This window comes from Winogradskyella maritima (assembly GCF_042650215.1).
In the GTDB taxonomy this organism is placed as follows: Bacteria; Bacteroidota; Bacteroidia; order Flavobacteriales; family Flavobacteriaceae; genus Winogradskyella; species Winogradskyella maritima.
In genome coordinates, this window is the sequence record NZ_JBHSAT010000004.1 from 937,469 (window position 1) to 952,767 (window position 15,299).

The following is a 15,299-nucleotide window of genomic DNA, read 5'->3' on the forward strand; positions in this document are numbered from 1 at the left end:
AAAATTTAGCATATTAACCCGTAAATGACATTTATACGAGGTTGTTAAGCAGCGCATGCGATTCGCTGAAGCTTTAGTATAAGAACTAGTCGAAATGTTTATTTTGGAAATAATATGAGCTTAAACATAGAGCAATACAGAAATTACTGCATGTCTAAAAAAGCCGTGACGGAACATTTTCCGTTCGATAATGATACGCTGGTTTTTAAAGTCTGTAACAAGATGTTTGCCTTGGCATCCCTCAAAAAGTGGGAAAGTGGCGAAGGGTTCATGAATCTGAAATGCAATCCGGAGTACGCCATAGAACTTCGGGAAACCCATGAGAGCATTACCCCGGCCTGGCACATGAGTAAGAAGCTGTGGAATTCGGTGCACTTTTCTACAGGCGAATTAGACACCAAATTTATTTTTGATTTGATTGACCATTCTTATGATGAAGTCGTAAAAACCCTTCCTAAAAAACTGAGGAAAACCCTTTAACAGGTTACCGACTAAGGCTTACATTTGTAGCTTAAATTAAAATAATGTCATTAGAAAAAGACCTTCAAAATAGAAGTCATAATCAGTGTGAATTATGCGCTAGCCCAGAAAAGTTAGACGTATATAGTATTCCAGAATTAAAAGAAGATGGTTTAAACACTGCACTTTACGCTTGCCAGACTTGTAGAATTCAAATGGACGACTCAGAACAGATAGAGCACAATCATTGGCGCTGTCTCAACGATAGCATGTGGAGTGAGCATGATGCGGTTAAGATTATGGCTTGGCGTATGCTCAATAGAATTGAGGCGGATTGGTCAGTTGACTTACTAAATATGATGTATCTGGATGATGATGTTTTAGAAAAAGCAAAATCTGCAGGCGATGGAGAAACCGATGAGAATGCCATTATTCATAGAGATGTGAACGGCGTGATTTTAGACCATGGTGATTCGGTAGTTCTCATCAAAGATTTGAAAGTAAAAGGTTCGAGTATGGTTGCCAAGCAAGGAACTGCAGTGAGGAATATAAGATTGGATAGAGACAATGCCGAATATATCGAAGGTAAAGTTGACGGCCAACAAATCGTCATAATTACCCAATACGTAAAGAAATTATAATGCTTCAAATTAGACCAACCTGCGAAAACTGTAATAAAGCGTTGCCTTTTGATGCTGAAGATGCTCATATCTGCACTTTTGAATGTACTTTCTGTTCCGAATGTGTAGAAAAATTAAAACAGGTTTGCCCCAATTGTGGAGGCGGTTTTGAAAAGCGTCCCATACGCCCAGCGCATTTGTTAGAGAAGTATCCTGTGTCTACTGAAATAGTACACAAGCCCGTAGATTTAAAAAAGCAGTTAGATAATCTAAAAAACTAAAACGTCTAAGAATCTAAATATCTAGCAAGTCTAACAAGACATATCCGCCACAATCTTCCATTCGCCATTTATTTTCTTAAAGATGATGATGAAGACACCATCGGCATCGCCGACCTCACGCTTTAAATGATATTCGCCCATCACCCAATAGCTTTGGTTTTCAATAGCAGAAACATCATTGATAACAAAGTTTAGTGTGCCCGATTCGGCTTTGGTTGGGTAACCACGTTTATAATTTGCGAGTGTATTGTCCCAGCCTTTTGTGAGGCCATTACTACCATAAAATTTCAGGGAGTCACTTTTCCAATAGCCTTGCATAAAGACTTCCATATCACCATTATTCCAAGCGATTTCTTGGGCTTCCATGACTTGGAGAATCGCTCTACGGTCTTGGTTATAATCTGAAGTATAGACGGTTGAATTGCTGTTAACGTCGGCTTTGACGCTGATACAGCTGTAACACATCAGGGAGACGAGCAAGAGTAAGAGATATTTCATGGGATATAGTTTTATATCCTAAAAATACTAAGAATTATTAAAGTGCAGACTTCTGATTTTTAAAGAAGGCATCCGCTTGCAATTGCATCAGTTCACGGGCTTTTTTATGCTTGTAAGCAATCACAGCTTCTTCTTCCGCGATGTCTTTGTAGACTTTATTGTTTATCTCGTTATCCGTAGACAGCAACAACTTACGCTCATTGACTTTTTGCATCGTCCACGTTTTCACGGTGGTTTCTTGGTCCTGTAATCTAAAATCGAATTCACCTTTTGGCGACATTAATTTTGCGAGAATCGGCGACGTTTCTATGGCTAAGAATAGTAAGAAAATAAAGAACGATGGTAACCACGGCAATTCACCCAAAGCGTTGACTCTCGCCATAAGCCCATCAAAATTATCAATGATGGGTTGTGAATCGGTAACATTGGCATTGTATGAATTTTGTTGATTCAGAATTTCGGTTTCAATAGCGGAAATCTTTGCTGAATTGTCGGCTTTAAGCTGTTGTAATTCAGCCAAAGCGGTATCATGCTTTTCGCGTTTTTCTTTGTAGACTGGGCCTTTGCCTAGCAATTGCGTACCGGCGGTACCTTCGGCTTCAGAGATATAGATATCATACAAAGCGTTGACCTCAGCTTCTTTGGTAGTAACTTCCGATTGAAGGGTTACGATATCAGCGTTAAGGGCTTCAATTTTTGGTGTGAATTGCTCAGCGATTTGATTTTGATTCGCTAAGGTTAAATCATTCTTTTGTTCTAATAACACCTGATTGATTTCCTTTTCAAAAATCTTTAATTCTAAAGGTTTTGAAATAACGACGGCGATAATAACCGCCAAGAAAATACGCGGTGTGGCTTGAAGTAATTCGTCCAACACATTATCACGCTTTTTAATGGTTGAGACAATGTAGCGGTCTAGATTAAAAATTAAAAGCCCCCAAATCAACCCAAAAAAGATAGAGGCGAATAGATTATCAAACACCGTATAAAGTGCGTAACTCGAAGCAATGGTCGCCATTAAAGCGGTAAAGAAAACGGTGGCACCGAGTCCGGCATATTTGTTTTGCTCGCCGATGGAGCATTCCTTGAGGATATCGGTATCTGCGCCAGAGCAGATGATAAAGAATTGTTTTAGCATTGTGATTGTTTTTTGATTGGTTTGATTGTCTCACACTGTCTCACTGAATTTGTTTCAGTGTCTAAAAACCATAAAGGCGAGATTCTGAAACAAGTTCAGAATGACAGATTTTGAATTATTAGAACGCTAAAACCTTGGATTTGTTACAGTTTTGGAAAAAAAAAGACCTGTCGGGTTTTAGAAACCTGACAGGTCTGGAATATTCAATCAAACATTTATTTAATGTCTAGTTGGATCAAAAGAGTCAATTTCTGTATTTGGCCCACCTTTATTGCTATTGTTTTTAGGTTCCGTCATAGCCTCAATAACTAAACCTCCATTACTTTTTTTATAATTTTTAAAGACTTTTGTATAAACTTTTTGTAAGTCTTCCAAACTCATTTTTGTACCTATATTATCAGAAAAATTTAGAATACTTTTTTCGGAATCAATAAAGCTAACATTAGCGTCTTGATGTTTTTCAATAAATGTTTCAACATCTTCTGCCGAACTCGGACTACCATTAATTTGATAAGTTAAGGGTTTGCTCTGATTTTTACTCGCATGTAATATTACTTGTCTAATTTTTAATTCCTTATCCGAATGAAGGTTTTCGGCATTGGCATTAGGCCCACCTTTCTCGTTTTTGCCACTAGTTTTAGTTTTTGGCTGTTTCGCTTCAATGGCTTTTATAAGGGCTTTAAACTCTTCTTCGGTATAGCTTTTTCCTTTTGGTGCGTAGTATTTGGTAACACCATCTTTAATCACATATCTGTAGTTGACGCCATAGATAGTCGTTGTGCCTTCCTGGTCTTCTGGGATTTCAACGATTTCTTCAATTTGACCATTTATTTTGGCCTTGGTTACGGCTTCTGGATGCGCTTTGGCGTAGCGGTCTATGACTTCTTTTGAGACCTTTTTTGGCTCCTGTTCTATAATAGTTTCTATTTCCGTTTCAGCGACTTGTTTTGGTTTTTTAGATTTTGGAGGCGGAGGCGGAGGTAGGCCCTCTGTCTTTTTCTTTTGCTCATCCGTCATCGCGTTATACATCTTATAATAGTACTCGTACATCTCGTCAGTGGTATATCTCGGGTTCGGATTTTCACCCTTTAGATATTTGGCCCAATAATTAAATGAATTGATGTGTACATCTTTAAGATTACCAATCGCTTCTTCTGGCAATGGAGGCGGTGGTGGCGGTGGCGGCGGCGGAAAATTAGGCCAAGGTTGGGCGGAATTTCGTTGTGTTTCGGTCATTCTATCATAAGTGTCTTTATGACGAATGATATCTTTTTGTTTAACAATTGGGTAGTCATTTGATTTGTTCTTCTCTGCCTTGGCCATTTTGTCGTTAATAGCTTTTGCCCATGAATTGTAATCGGCGAGTTCTTTTTTGGTTGGTGGGTTTTGTTTAATTGATTCTTTTGGAGTTTTATATTGTGCTGGTGCTGGAGGCACGGGCTTTAAATTATGCGTTTCTATTTTTTCCTGAGAAAATGCTTTATACATGTTGATTGCTTTACTGTATAAAAGTTTTAATTCAGAATTGTTTGTCTGCGGGCCTTTCATATATTCACGGATGGCTTTATGATAGGTCTCTGAAACTTCTCTATAAATTTTGACTTGTGAATCTTGAATTTCTTCCACATAATCTACTCCAACCGAGTAACTCCATTGAGGATTATTTTTAATGGACTTTTCAACTTCAGCCATATTCTCGGGGCTAAACATTTCATCTCTTTTGGCTTTGGCTTCTACAATGGTGAGACCTGCATAGAATGAAGAGTGTTTAGCTTTCTTATTTACATTTTTAAGGCCATCATAATATGCCGTGGACGAATTGTAAATAGAAATTCCTCGAAGGTCTTTCTGTATGTCTTTCACAAACTCTACATAAGTTTTATTTGGTATGATAAAAGACACCGAAACGAATTCCATTATTTCCGATTTTGATAAGTGTGCATTAATAGATTGAATTTTTGAAATTAAATCTGTCCTTTTGGTTGAAACTCCGTTTAGCGTAATCTTATTTTCTTCTTTAATATCAACGTTTATAGGATGTATTGTATTTGAGTTTCCTGTATAAACTTCCACAGTTTCATGATTTGAAAAACTATAAACAAGTCCGGCTAAAAGCGGAACAATTAAAAGGCCAACTAGCCATTTTCTTTGAGGTGAAGATTGTGTTTTCATAAGTGTAAATCGTTTTTTGATGACGCCGACGGCGTTTCGGGTTGATGAATAATTGATGGCGTTGGCCAACTGACAATCATGCTTCGGTGATGAAAATTGGAGCAGTGTATTTTGATAGTTTTTCGCAGAAATACCGTGTTTCAACACTTGGGCATCGGCTAAAAATTCGTGATTGAGTTTGATGTCTCTTTTTATGAAATACAGCAATGGATTAAACCAGAAGATGACCTGAAGCAATTCTATAAACAGAACATCAATGCTGTGTTTTTGGCGGGCATGGGTTTCTTCATGAAGTAGGACTTCTTGTGGGATAGCCTTATCTTCAAACTTCGATTTATTCAGAAATATATAATTGAAAAAGGTATGCGGTGGCAATATATCTTGAAGCAATACATGAATAAAACTGGAGGCTTTTCGCTTTTCGTTATGTTGTATTCTTGTGTAAAGGGTTTTCAAATTCAGAATAAATTTAACCCCAAAAATGAGCACGCCTATACCGTAAATGGACCATAAAACAAATGGCCAATAGTTTGTGGGTTCTTCTGGAAGTGTTTCAAAATCCATGTAAGGCAAGGTGGCGTCATTCATTAAAAGATTGAGTGCGTTGGGGTCTTGCACCACGTCTACATAATTGGTAAATGTGAGAAAAGGAATAACACCCGATACGATTAAAGCCCCTAACAAATAGGCTCTTTTAAAGTGATGAAACGGTTGTTTTTCTAAGGCCACTTTATAGAATATCATAAAGACGGCTAGGCATGCGCCCGATTTTAATAAGATATACAACATGGCTATTTAATTCGTTGATATTTATTGTTTTGAATTGGTCTCATTAACCTTGTAGATTATAAACTCGGAATTTTAAAAACATAATTACTACTGCGGTTTCTTTTTAATTTCTTTATCGATAAGGGCTTTTAAATCTTGAAGTTCAGACTTAGAGAGGTCGGTTTCGGTCGTAAAAAACGACGCAAATTGAGAGGCGCTATCGTTAAAAAAGTTTTTAATGAGGCCATTCACATGCTTGGAGAAGTAGTCTTCTTTCTTTACCAAAGGGAAATACTCGCGTGATTTTCCGTACGTCACATAGTTGACAAAACCCTTGTCAATCATCCGCTTTAACAAGGTAGCAATAGTTGTGGTTGCGGGCTTTGGCTCAGGATAAGCATCTAGCAAATCTTTCATAAAAGCTTTTTCGAGCTTCCAAAGGTGTTGCATCAGTTGTTCTTCGGTTTTGGATAATTGCATCTTCAACATTCTTAGAGTTAACTCTACAAATGTAGAAATAAATTTGAATTCTACAAGTGTAGAGTAAATTTTTTTTCAATACATTGAGATTTGAAAACTAAAATTAACGATTATTAGGCCGTTCGCTAATCCAGTGAAATCCAGTATTCACTAGGTTGAAATTTTCTATATTTTTCTTCTGAAAATGAATGGTGTACGCATCTTCGCCTAGCTTACCTTGGATATTTAGTTGTAACGGCGTGGGCTGTTCAAACGAAAAGGTATTGAATGGTCCTTCCATCCGAATAGGTTTTAAAGCTAAAGTTTGAAGTGCAGTGTCCACTTCAATTTCAAAACCGAGATAACCATCCGTCATGGTTTTAGCGACAGCTCTTTTTTTGCTTTCCACAATAAAATAGCGCCAACGGTCTTTGTCCGTAACCAAAGGCACTAAAGTGTCTCCATTTTTAATGAACGTTTTGGCTTCCCAAATGCCATAAAGTAGGGCGTCCTTGTCAGGATTTCTACGTTTTTTTTCAATGGGATAAGCCATAAAGCAAATAATACCAACTAAAAAAAGAATACAGCCCGTCTTGATTCTTGGAAGGATTTTAAAATATGTTGGGTCTGAATTCGGATGGAAAAACGGATGGGCTTCAGTGGATTTATTCGTTATAAAAACGCTAATGAAACGTTTTATATCCGCCAGAAAAATCACCAAGGCCATTAAAATGAGATGCAAAGACAGGAGTTTCACAGGGATATCAAACATCATATTCATCAAAAACACATGGGTCATTACACCAATGATGATGAAAGCGCCGAGCGTTTGAGTACGGCGACTGATAAGCAATAGTCCGCCAATAACTTCCATAAGGCCGGCGAACATCCCAAAGCCTTTGGAGTAGCCCATATAAGTCCAAGCTAGTCCCATCGGGGTCATGTTTCCAATCGGTTCTAACAATTGTGATAAAGACGGAAAGCCAAATTGAATCTGAAATACTTTAACAAAGCCATACACAAACATCGCTACAAACAGCGTGAAGCGTAGCATGAGAATAAACCAATACATCAGATGGTTATAGCTGGGACGCTTTCGGTCAGTGACCGTCCAGATGGCAGTAATAAGAAAAGCTAGGACTAGGTTAACAAAAAGTGTTACATAGGCATAAGTATTGTCACCACTGCCATTGCCACTTACTGAAAAATCATAAGTGAATCCGAGGATATTTTGCCCAATCCATTTAAACGGTGTTGCAAATAATCCACTCGCAAACATCATAAAAATGTACAGCGAAAAATAGCTAAACAGCCATCTGAGCAAAAGCTTTCGACCGTTAGACCATTGTTCTGTATAGACTTGCGACAGTAGCATTTATGACTTCATCTCAGTGAAATATTTGTAAAAATACGGGATGGTTTCTATGCCTTTCAAGTAATTCCAAATACCAAAATGCTCGTTGGGTGAATGGATAGCATCGCTGTCCAGCCCAAAGCCCATCAAAATAGTTTTACTTTTTAATTGGTCTTCAAACAAAGACACAATCGGGATGCTTCCCCCGCTTCGTTGTGGGATTGGGGTTTTTCCGAAGGTAGTTTCATAGGCTTTAGATGCTGATTTATAGGCAATCGTATCAATTGGGGTAACGTAACCTTGTCCACCGTGATGAGGTGTCACTTCAACCTTGACGCCTGCTGGTGCGATACTTTCAAAATGCGTTTTGAATAGTTCTGTAATCTCTTCCCAATCTTGGTTGGGCACCAAACGCATGGAAATTTTTGCATAGGCCTTGCTGGCGATGACCGTTTTGGCACCTTCGCCCGTGTAGCCTCCCCAAATGCCATTAACATCTAAGGTTGGTCTTATGGAATTACGCTCGTTGGTAGTATAGCCTTTTTCGCCATATACGGCATCGATATCCAGAGCATCTTTGTAATCCTCCAAGGAGAAAGGCGCTTTGGCCATTTCGGCGCGTTCTTCGTTGGAAAGCTCTTCAACCTTATCGTAAAATCCTGGAATAGTAATATGGTTGTTTTCATCATGAAGCGAAGCTATCATCTTGGTCAGAACATTAATAGGATTCGCCACAGCACCGCCGTATAATCCTGAATGTAAATCCCGATTCGGGCCCGTGACTTCCACTTCAACATAACTCAAACCGCGGAGTCCTGTGGTAATGGATGGGATGTCGTTGGCAATCATTCCCGTATCCGAAATCAAGATGACATCGTTGGCCAGTTTTTCTCGATTGTTTTTGACATAATGAGCGAGATTGACACTTCCGACTTCCTCTTCACCTTCAATCATAAACTTTACATTGCAGGGGAGTTGGTTGTTTTTGGTCATAAATTCCAAAGCCTTAACGTGCATATACATCTGGCCTTTATCATCGCACGCCCCACGTGCAAAGATGGCGCCTTCAGGGTGTATGTCTGTTTTTTTAATGACGGGTTCAAACGGGGGCGAGTCCCATAAATCCAATGGGTCTGGCGGTTGCACATCATAATGGCCATACACCAAAACTGTCGGTAAGTCAGGTTCGATGATTTTTTCGCCATAAACGATAGGATAACCATCTGTTGGGCAAACTTCGACGGTGTCGCAACCCGCTTCGAGCAATCGTGATTTGATGATATCCGCTGTTTTGATGGTATGCTCCTTGTAAGCAGAATCGGCACTAATGGACGGGACTTTTAACAGGTCAATCAATTCCTCTAAAAAGCGGTCTTTATGTTTTGAAATATAGTCTGAAATGGCTGTCATAATTGGTAGTTCGTTTCAAACAAAAATAAGAAAACACGGGCAGTATTAATTATTTGAAAGCTATTTGAATTTTGAAACTATTGTTTATATTTGCACTCCTTTGCTAAAGCTACGGAGCACAACCCCTGAAATTTGGCAAAAAACTATTGCGGGCGTGGTGGAATTGGTAGACACGCTAGACTTAGGATTTAACCTAATAAAAGTTCTTAAAATATTGAAAAAGCGGGCGTGGTGGAATTGGTAGACACGCCAGACTTAGGATCTGGTGCCTTACGGTGTGGGAGTTCGAGTCTCCCCGCCCGCACTTTTTCGACTGAAAAATTTTCAGTCATAAAACCTCCCATTTTGGGAGGTTTTTTTGTTTGGGTACAACATAGGTACAACATTTTTGATTTTTTTGACCTAAGATTAATTTCAAGGCTATTTAATCTCATTCGATATTAAACACTACTATCCTATCTTCCATTCCATAAATTTTACAAAGTGGATAACTCTATTAGGGTTTTTTATCATACAATATATCCGCAATTTAAACTCGTAAAATACTTCCATCAAAAGACTACAGCATAAAGCCAATGCTTCTGCCCTCGCTTATTTATTCCGTTTCCTTTTGAGCCAAGATTTTGTCTTCCGTTTGGTTCCTGCTCAAATATTGTTTAATCTAAAATTTGAGTATTATGACATCAAAAGCAAGTACCACAAAGAGAAGAAGTAGAGCGAAGACTGCTGTCACTTCTAAAGTGAACGGAAATCCTGCCAAGCTGGAAATTCAGAACCTTCCCATCGGCAAAATTAAGGCTGACCCAGAACAGCCTCGAAAGACCTTTGACGAAAAACATTTGGAACAACTTTCCGAAAGTATCAAACAGCACGGTGTACTGCAACCGATAACGGTACGGAAATCTGGAAAGGATTTCATCATAGTGATGGGCGAAAGAAGATTTCGCGCAAGCAAAATGGCAAATAAAGCAACTATCCTGTGCATTGTAAGGGATTATGAGAACAATGAAATTTTGGAAGTTCAGATTATCGAAAACCTGCAACGACAGGATGTTGAGCCTACTGAGGAAGCTGAATCAATAGCTTACCTGAGCGAGAGGTATACACCGACTGAAATTGCAAAACGACTGGGCAGAACGGACAACTTCATTCGACAAAGATTAAAATTGGCAGGTCTAATAGATGGATTTAAGCACTTTGTTCGCAATGGTGAAATGACGATTTCGCTGGGTGTTGGTGTTGCACTCTTTGCACCGGAAGAACAGTTAATGATGTTGGAAACGATGGGCGATGATTTCAATGCCCATCAAATCAACAGGATGATTAAAGACCAGACCTACGACTTGGAAAAAGCATCTTTTGATGTAATGGATAAGAAGTTAGTGCCGAAAGCTGGGTCTTGCGTAGAGTGTCCTTTCAATGCGGCCAATCAAGGCAATCTGTTCGGCGAAGGTAAAATGGTCTGCACAAAATCAGCTTGTTTTGAGACAAAGAAAAGTAAATCGTTCTTAAATCTGATTGAAAAATTCAAAAAAGAGAATGTACTACTGATTCCTGAAATACGACAATATTGGGCAGATGACGAAAACAATCAGCTTATTATTTCACAGTTGGAAAATAATGGCTTGAAGGTATATCTACTGGATGATGTCGAAATCATCGAAAATCCAGTAAAGCCAACAATTGAGGCCATTAAGAAAGAGTACCAACATTACGATTATTCCGAGGACGAACTGAATGGAGAACTTAAGGAAACGATAGAGGACTATAATAAAGAATTGGAAGCATACAATTCAGCCAAGGAAAATGGATTTGCAAATGGTATCGTTTTTCATCCTGAGACTTACCAAAACAAGGAAGTGTTTGTCAAGGTGATTGAGAAATCAACTGAGTATTCAGCACCATTGGAAAATAGAAAAATGGCGGATTGTACGCCCGAAGAACAAATCGTGAAAATCAACGAAAGGGAAATCCGTAAGAAGCACATCGAAAACAACAAGCAGTTTGAAGAAGTCGTCCAAATGATTAGGGAAACGAATTATGTTGAGACGAAGAAAACACTTTCAACAGATGAAATGGTGGCGTTCTCGATATCACTTTTTGAGAACAATGTGGATTATATGAGCCAACAGAAATACTTTTCAAAATTGTTAGGAAATACTGCCAAGATGACCAGAATTGAAATTGTTGAGAATTTCAAGAAGAACTTCAAAAAGGAAATCTTCCACAGGCTGATTCGATATATGCTTACCAAGCAAGTACATTTTGGTGAGAGCAATCACGTTAATAACTTGACGAACATTTCATTCTACAATGCGATGCAGGGATATTACAAATCTAAGATTGCAGGCATTGAGAAGGAATACAGCGAAAAGAGAAATAAGCGTGAAACACGTTTGAAAGAGCGAATTGCAGTTCATGAAAAGAAAGTCAAAAAGCTTAACGCGTAGCTTTTGTTGTTGAAAAGAAGGGTCGGCATTCGTGCCGGCTCCTCTTTTTATTTACTATCCAGGTTTGATTGTTTTACGGCTGATAAAAAGTACAGATGGGTACATTCATACTTCTAATAATGCATCGGAAGGGTTCATCAATTTATAAAGTTTAATTTTGCAATTGTCCCAAATCGTTGTAATCTACTTTTGCAAATAAATTGATGTCATTTACATTTTTAGATATTCTATTAATTATAATTCTCAGTCAAGGTATATTTTTAACCTTGGCCATTCAGCTTGTTCCAAATAAAAATAAGGCTGCCAACTCAATTCTAACCTGTCTTTTAATAATTGCATCCATTATGCTATTTGGAAGAATAGCACTCTATCGAATGCCTTTTGATGAGCTTCTAAGAATTGCAACCTTAATAGACACTACCCTCTTTCTATTTGGGCCTCTTCTGTTTTGCTATATAAGAAGGTTAGCCTTTCAAGAGAAAAAAACATATCAACTTCCTTTGGTTCATTTTGTGCCTGCATTTATCTATGCGGGTTATTTCTTATGGACTTTTACAATGGATACCAACGAGTTCAATACCAGTTATAACAACGGAAGTCTTAATCTGGCATTTATACTGATTGAACAATTTGGGCTGTTATCAATTTCTTTTTACACCTATAAGTCATATGCCCTTTATGTACAGTTTAAGAGGAATCAAAAGTATCAAATCGCATTTAACCAAAGCATTACATCCTATGTGAAATTTCTAATTATGGCTCTTACTACTTTTGTTTTGTTATGGGCTTTCAGCTTTGTGTCGTTTTATGGTTTCGGAAAATTTAATCCCTATCTAAATTACAACACAATGTGGCTGTCCACATCTATTTTTATGTATTTCATAGGATTTTATAGTCTTACGCAACCCCAAATCTTTAGGGTTTCACTGAAAAACGATATAGAAAAGCAACAAACAAAAAGTAGAATCAAACCAGAAGATATAAAGGAACTGGAAGTGAAGTTGAAACAACTCATTGAAACTGAGAAAATCTTTCTTATACCCGATTTAAACCTTCGTCAGTTGGCAAAGAGCGCAAATACATCAAGCAACAACCTATCGTGGTATCTCAACCAAGTATTGAACAAAAACTTTTATGAGTATATAAACGGCCATAGGATTGATGAGTTTTTGAGATTGGTCAAGGTAGGTGAATCAGAATCCAAAACATTGCTTGCAATTGCATTGGAATCTGGCTTCAATACAAAGTCAACATTCAATAGTTCTTTTAAAACAATAATGAACGATACACCCAATAATTATATAAAAACCCATTTAGATGTGTCCAAACGTACACATCCTGTCGATTGAGAGCAATACGGAATATAGTTTAGCCCAAAATTTAAATCAAGAAACTATGTTCAAAAAAATTACACTTGTAGCCAGCCTCTCAATGGCAACGTTTTCTTTTTCACAGACCGTCTCAACGGTGAATGAGGGAAATTTCTATGATAGTATTGCCCAAGACTCTCAAGGTATTATTTATTGCTCAGATTTTCCAAATGGTTCGGTTTATAAATATGATACATCAGGGAACGTGACTGTATTCGCTAGTGGATTTACAAATCCAAATGGTGTTGCAGTTAACGGTCAAGATGAAATATTTATATGTGATGCTACTGCAAATACCGTTTCCAAATATGCTGCTTCTGGAAATCTACTAACGACCTATTCCACGGACATCAATAATCCCACAGGTATTAAGAACATTCCCGGAACCACGGATATGCTTATCGTTGAATATAACAACAATACACTTAAGCAACTGGCATCAGATGGAACGGTGACCACACTGTTTTCTGGTGCACCCTTAAATGGTCCTTCCGGAATTGCCTTTGTAAATGGCGAAACCTTTATCTCAAACTATAACAATAGAATGATAATGAAATTTGAAGGTGGCGCAATGACGATGTTGACCCAACTACCAGCTACAGCACCGAATGCAAATTTTCTTGGTTTTATAACGGCATCAAACTCGCAACTGTATGCAACTCAGCTTGGAGAACATAAGGTTTATCAAATAGATCCTATTTCTGGGAATGGAACAGTGTACGGAGGCTCTTCTTTAGGTAATGATGATGGTGACATTTCTACAGCTACCTTCAATTTTCCCAATGGTATTTTAGCAGATGCCACCAATGATAGAATTTATGTTTCAGATGCAGGTACCAGTAATCTGCGGATTATTGATAACGCATTTTTATCAACTACAGATTTTGACCAATCAGAAAATAATTTTGAAGTCTTTATAAATAAAGAAAAAGACACACTCAATATAAATGCAAATCTATTTTCAGATGAAAAAGTTAGTATCAAGATATTTGAGGTTTCTGGCAAAGAGATATTAAGTAAGGATTTTAATGTAGAGAACTTAGTTTTCTCGAAAGCTATTGATACTAATAAAATTAGCCCTGGAATATATTTTATATTGTTGTCTCAAAATGGTTCAATAATGAGTAAAAAAGTGATTTTATAAATTAGTTATATGTAAACAAGTCATAAATTTTAATATGAAAAATTCCTTAATATTATTTCTATTGCTTAATCTAATGTTGACATCTATGGTTTAAAGTCAAAACAAAAAATTCACCACCTTTTCTAGAGCATTAAAACGCCTGAAAAGGTTAAATGGTTGGACTTAGACTGTAGCGAGATAAATAAATTTTCAAATCAAATAGAACCACTCATCAATGTAAATGCCTTATAAATCACGGATTGCGGTTTAGAAAAACTGCCGATTGGAATAGAAAGTATGCAAAATCTCGATGTGTTGAATGTAAAAGGCAATCATCTGTCCTCATTACCCCAAGAACTATCTGAATTAGAAATACTTTCAGTGGTTAACATTGCAAATAATGATTTTAAAGAACTTCCAGAAGTGCTTACATAACTTCCGAAGCTCAGAGAAATAGATTTGTCAAGTAATGTAGGATTAAGCCTTATAAGCAGTATTGAAATTTTAAAAAAGATAGAAAAACTGGACTTTCTAGTATTGAGCTCATATGAGTTGACCAAACTTCCTTTAGACCTTAGCCATCTAAAAACTCTTAAAGAACTATATTTAAAAGACAATCCTAAACTTCATTATAAAAAAGCATTCAAAATTTTACAGAACCTTGAAGCTCTTAAAATTCTGGTACTGTCCAATAATGATATAAAAAAACTACCTAGAAACCTTGAGAAACTATCACAGATTAAAGGATTGGTACTGGACGAAAACTCAAACATTAATATAAAAAAATTATGTGAGCGTATTCAAGAAATGCAACGATTGGAAGTTTTACTGTTAAGAAATAATAACCTTTCCAAGTTACCAGTCGATTTAAGGGGGTTTTCTAATCTGAAACTTTTGGAATTAAGTAACAATGTTTTTTCTGAAACCGAAAAGTCCCGTATAAAAAACGAACTGCCTGATACACAAGTGACATTCTAATTATCAATGAAACAATTAGTATTTATTCAGGCAACCATCGACGTTAAAAATACGTCTATATAAACGATAATCAACTTCAAATAAAACAATTATGGAAGGGAATAAAAAGAACGAAGATGGGGAGTGGCTTCCAATTCAATATGATTTGGATTCAAAAATGCAGTGTATGAAATCATCGGTTGGAAAGATAAGTTATAGCTCATCACAAAATCTGCAAAA

14 protein-coding genes and 1 tRNA gene are annotated in these 15,299 nt (G+C 37.3%); 9 read left to right on the plus strand and 6 right to left on the minus strand.

Translation table 11 applies throughout. The features are described from left to right. Window positions 1–114 precede the first annotated feature (114 nt). The 3 genes from ACFOSX_RS05225 to ACFOSX_RS05235 are packed head-to-tail and all read left to right on the plus strand — an operon-like array spanning window position 115 to window position 1,360. The gene (locus ACFOSX_RS05225; protein ID WP_386097711.1) at window positions 115–480 is read left to right on the plus strand and encodes an MmcQ/YjbR family DNA-binding protein; all 366 of its coding nucleotides are present in this window, start codon (window positions 115–117) and stop codon (window positions 478–480) included. Between the two features lie 44 nt (window positions 481–524). Further along, a complete protein-coding gene (locus ACFOSX_RS05230) occupies window positions 525–1,100 on the plus strand; it encodes a PhnA domain-containing protein (RefSeq protein ID WP_386097713.1) in 576 nt (191 codons plus the stop codon). Continuing rightward, the gene (locus ACFOSX_RS05235; RefSeq protein WP_386097715.1) at window positions 1,100–1,360 is read left to right on the plus strand and encodes a DUF1272 domain-containing protein; all 261 of its coding nucleotides are present in this window, start codon (window positions 1,100–1,102) and stop codon (window positions 1,358–1,360) included. The genes ACFOSX_RS05230 and ACFOSX_RS05235 overlap by 1 nt, the downstream gene beginning before the upstream one ends. A gap of 30 nt (window positions 1,361–1,390) precedes the next feature. Here ACFOSX_RS05235 and ACFOSX_RS05240 read toward each other — a convergent pair whose 3' ends face one another. From ACFOSX_RS05240 to ACFOSX_RS05265, 6 genes are all read right to left on the minus strand, one after another. Further along, window positions 1,391–1,858, minus strand: coding sequence for a YybH family protein (locus tag ACFOSX_RS05240; protein ID WP_386097717.1), 468 nt, complete (start codon window positions 1,856–1,858; stop codon window positions 1,391–1,393). 37 nt (window positions 1,859–1,895) lie between these two features. Continuing rightward, on the minus strand, window positions 1,896–2,996 hold the full coding sequence (locus ACFOSX_RS05245) for a DUF4407 domain-containing protein (RefSeq protein WP_386097719.1): 1,101 nt from the start codon (window positions 2,994–2,996) through the stop codon (window positions 1,896–1,898). Window positions 2,997–3,215: 219 nt separating this feature from the next. Continuing rightward, the gene (locus ACFOSX_RS05250) at window positions 3,216–5,957 is read right to left on the minus strand and encodes a M56 family metallopeptidase (protein WP_386097721.1); all 2,742 of its coding nucleotides are present in this window, start codon (window positions 5,955–5,957) and stop codon (window positions 3,216–3,218) included. 87 nt (window positions 5,958–6,044) lie between these two features. After that, complete coding sequence (locus ACFOSX_RS05255) at window positions 6,045–6,416, minus strand: BlaI/MecI/CopY family transcriptional regulator (protein WP_386097723.1); 372 nt, start codon at window positions 6,414–6,416, stop codon at window positions 6,045–6,047. A gap of 103 nt (window positions 6,417–6,519) precedes the next feature. Next, window positions 6,520–7,770, minus strand: a complete 1,251-nt coding sequence (locus tag ACFOSX_RS05260) for a DoxX family protein (RefSeq protein WP_386097725.1) — start codon at window positions 7,768–7,770, stop codon at window positions 6,520–6,522. Further along, window positions 7,771–9,159 (minus strand): dipeptidase, encoded by a 1,389-nt coding sequence (locus tag ACFOSX_RS05265; protein ID WP_386097727.1) that lies wholly within the window; start codon window positions 9,157–9,159, stop codon window positions 7,771–7,773. Between the two features lie 222 nt (window positions 9,160–9,381). Here ACFOSX_RS05265 and ACFOSX_RS05270 point away from each other — a divergent pair. From ACFOSX_RS05270 to ACFOSX_RS05295, 6 genes are all read left to right on the plus strand, one after another. After that, window positions 9,382–9,463, plus strand: a tRNA-Leu gene (locus ACFOSX_RS05270). 373 nt (window positions 9,464–9,836) lie between these two features. Next, on the plus strand, window positions 9,837–11,609 hold the full coding sequence (locus tag ACFOSX_RS05275; RefSeq protein ID WP_386097729.1) for a ParB/RepB/Spo0J family partition protein: 1,773 nt from the start codon (window positions 9,837–9,839) through the stop codon (window positions 11,607–11,609). A gap of 203 nt (window positions 11,610–11,812) precedes the next feature. After that, window positions 11,813–12,958 (plus strand): helix-turn-helix domain-containing protein, encoded by a 1,146-nt coding sequence (locus tag ACFOSX_RS05280; RefSeq protein ID WP_386097731.1) that lies wholly within the window; start codon window positions 11,813–11,815, stop codon window positions 12,956–12,958. A gap of 46 nt (window positions 12,959–13,004) precedes the next feature. Further along, window positions 13,005–14,123, plus strand: a complete 1,119-nt coding sequence (locus ACFOSX_RS05285; RefSeq protein ID WP_386097733.1) for a T9SS type A sorting domain-containing protein — start codon at window positions 13,005–13,007, stop codon at window positions 14,121–14,123. A 276-nt stretch (window positions 14,124–14,399) separates the two neighbouring features. Continuing rightward, window positions 14,400–14,537: a hypothetical protein gene (locus ACFOSX_RS05290; RefSeq protein ID WP_386097735.1), complete on the plus strand. Its 138-nt coding sequence runs from the start codon at window positions 14,400–14,402 to the stop codon at window positions 14,535–14,537. Between the two features lie 24 nt (window positions 14,538–14,561). After that, the gene (locus ACFOSX_RS05295) at window positions 14,562–15,080 is read left to right on the plus strand and encodes a leucine-rich repeat domain-containing protein (protein ID WP_386097737.1); all 519 of its coding nucleotides are present in this window, start codon (window positions 14,562–14,564) and stop codon (window positions 15,078–15,080) included. The last annotated feature ends 219 nt before the right edge of the window (window positions 15,081–15,299 follow it).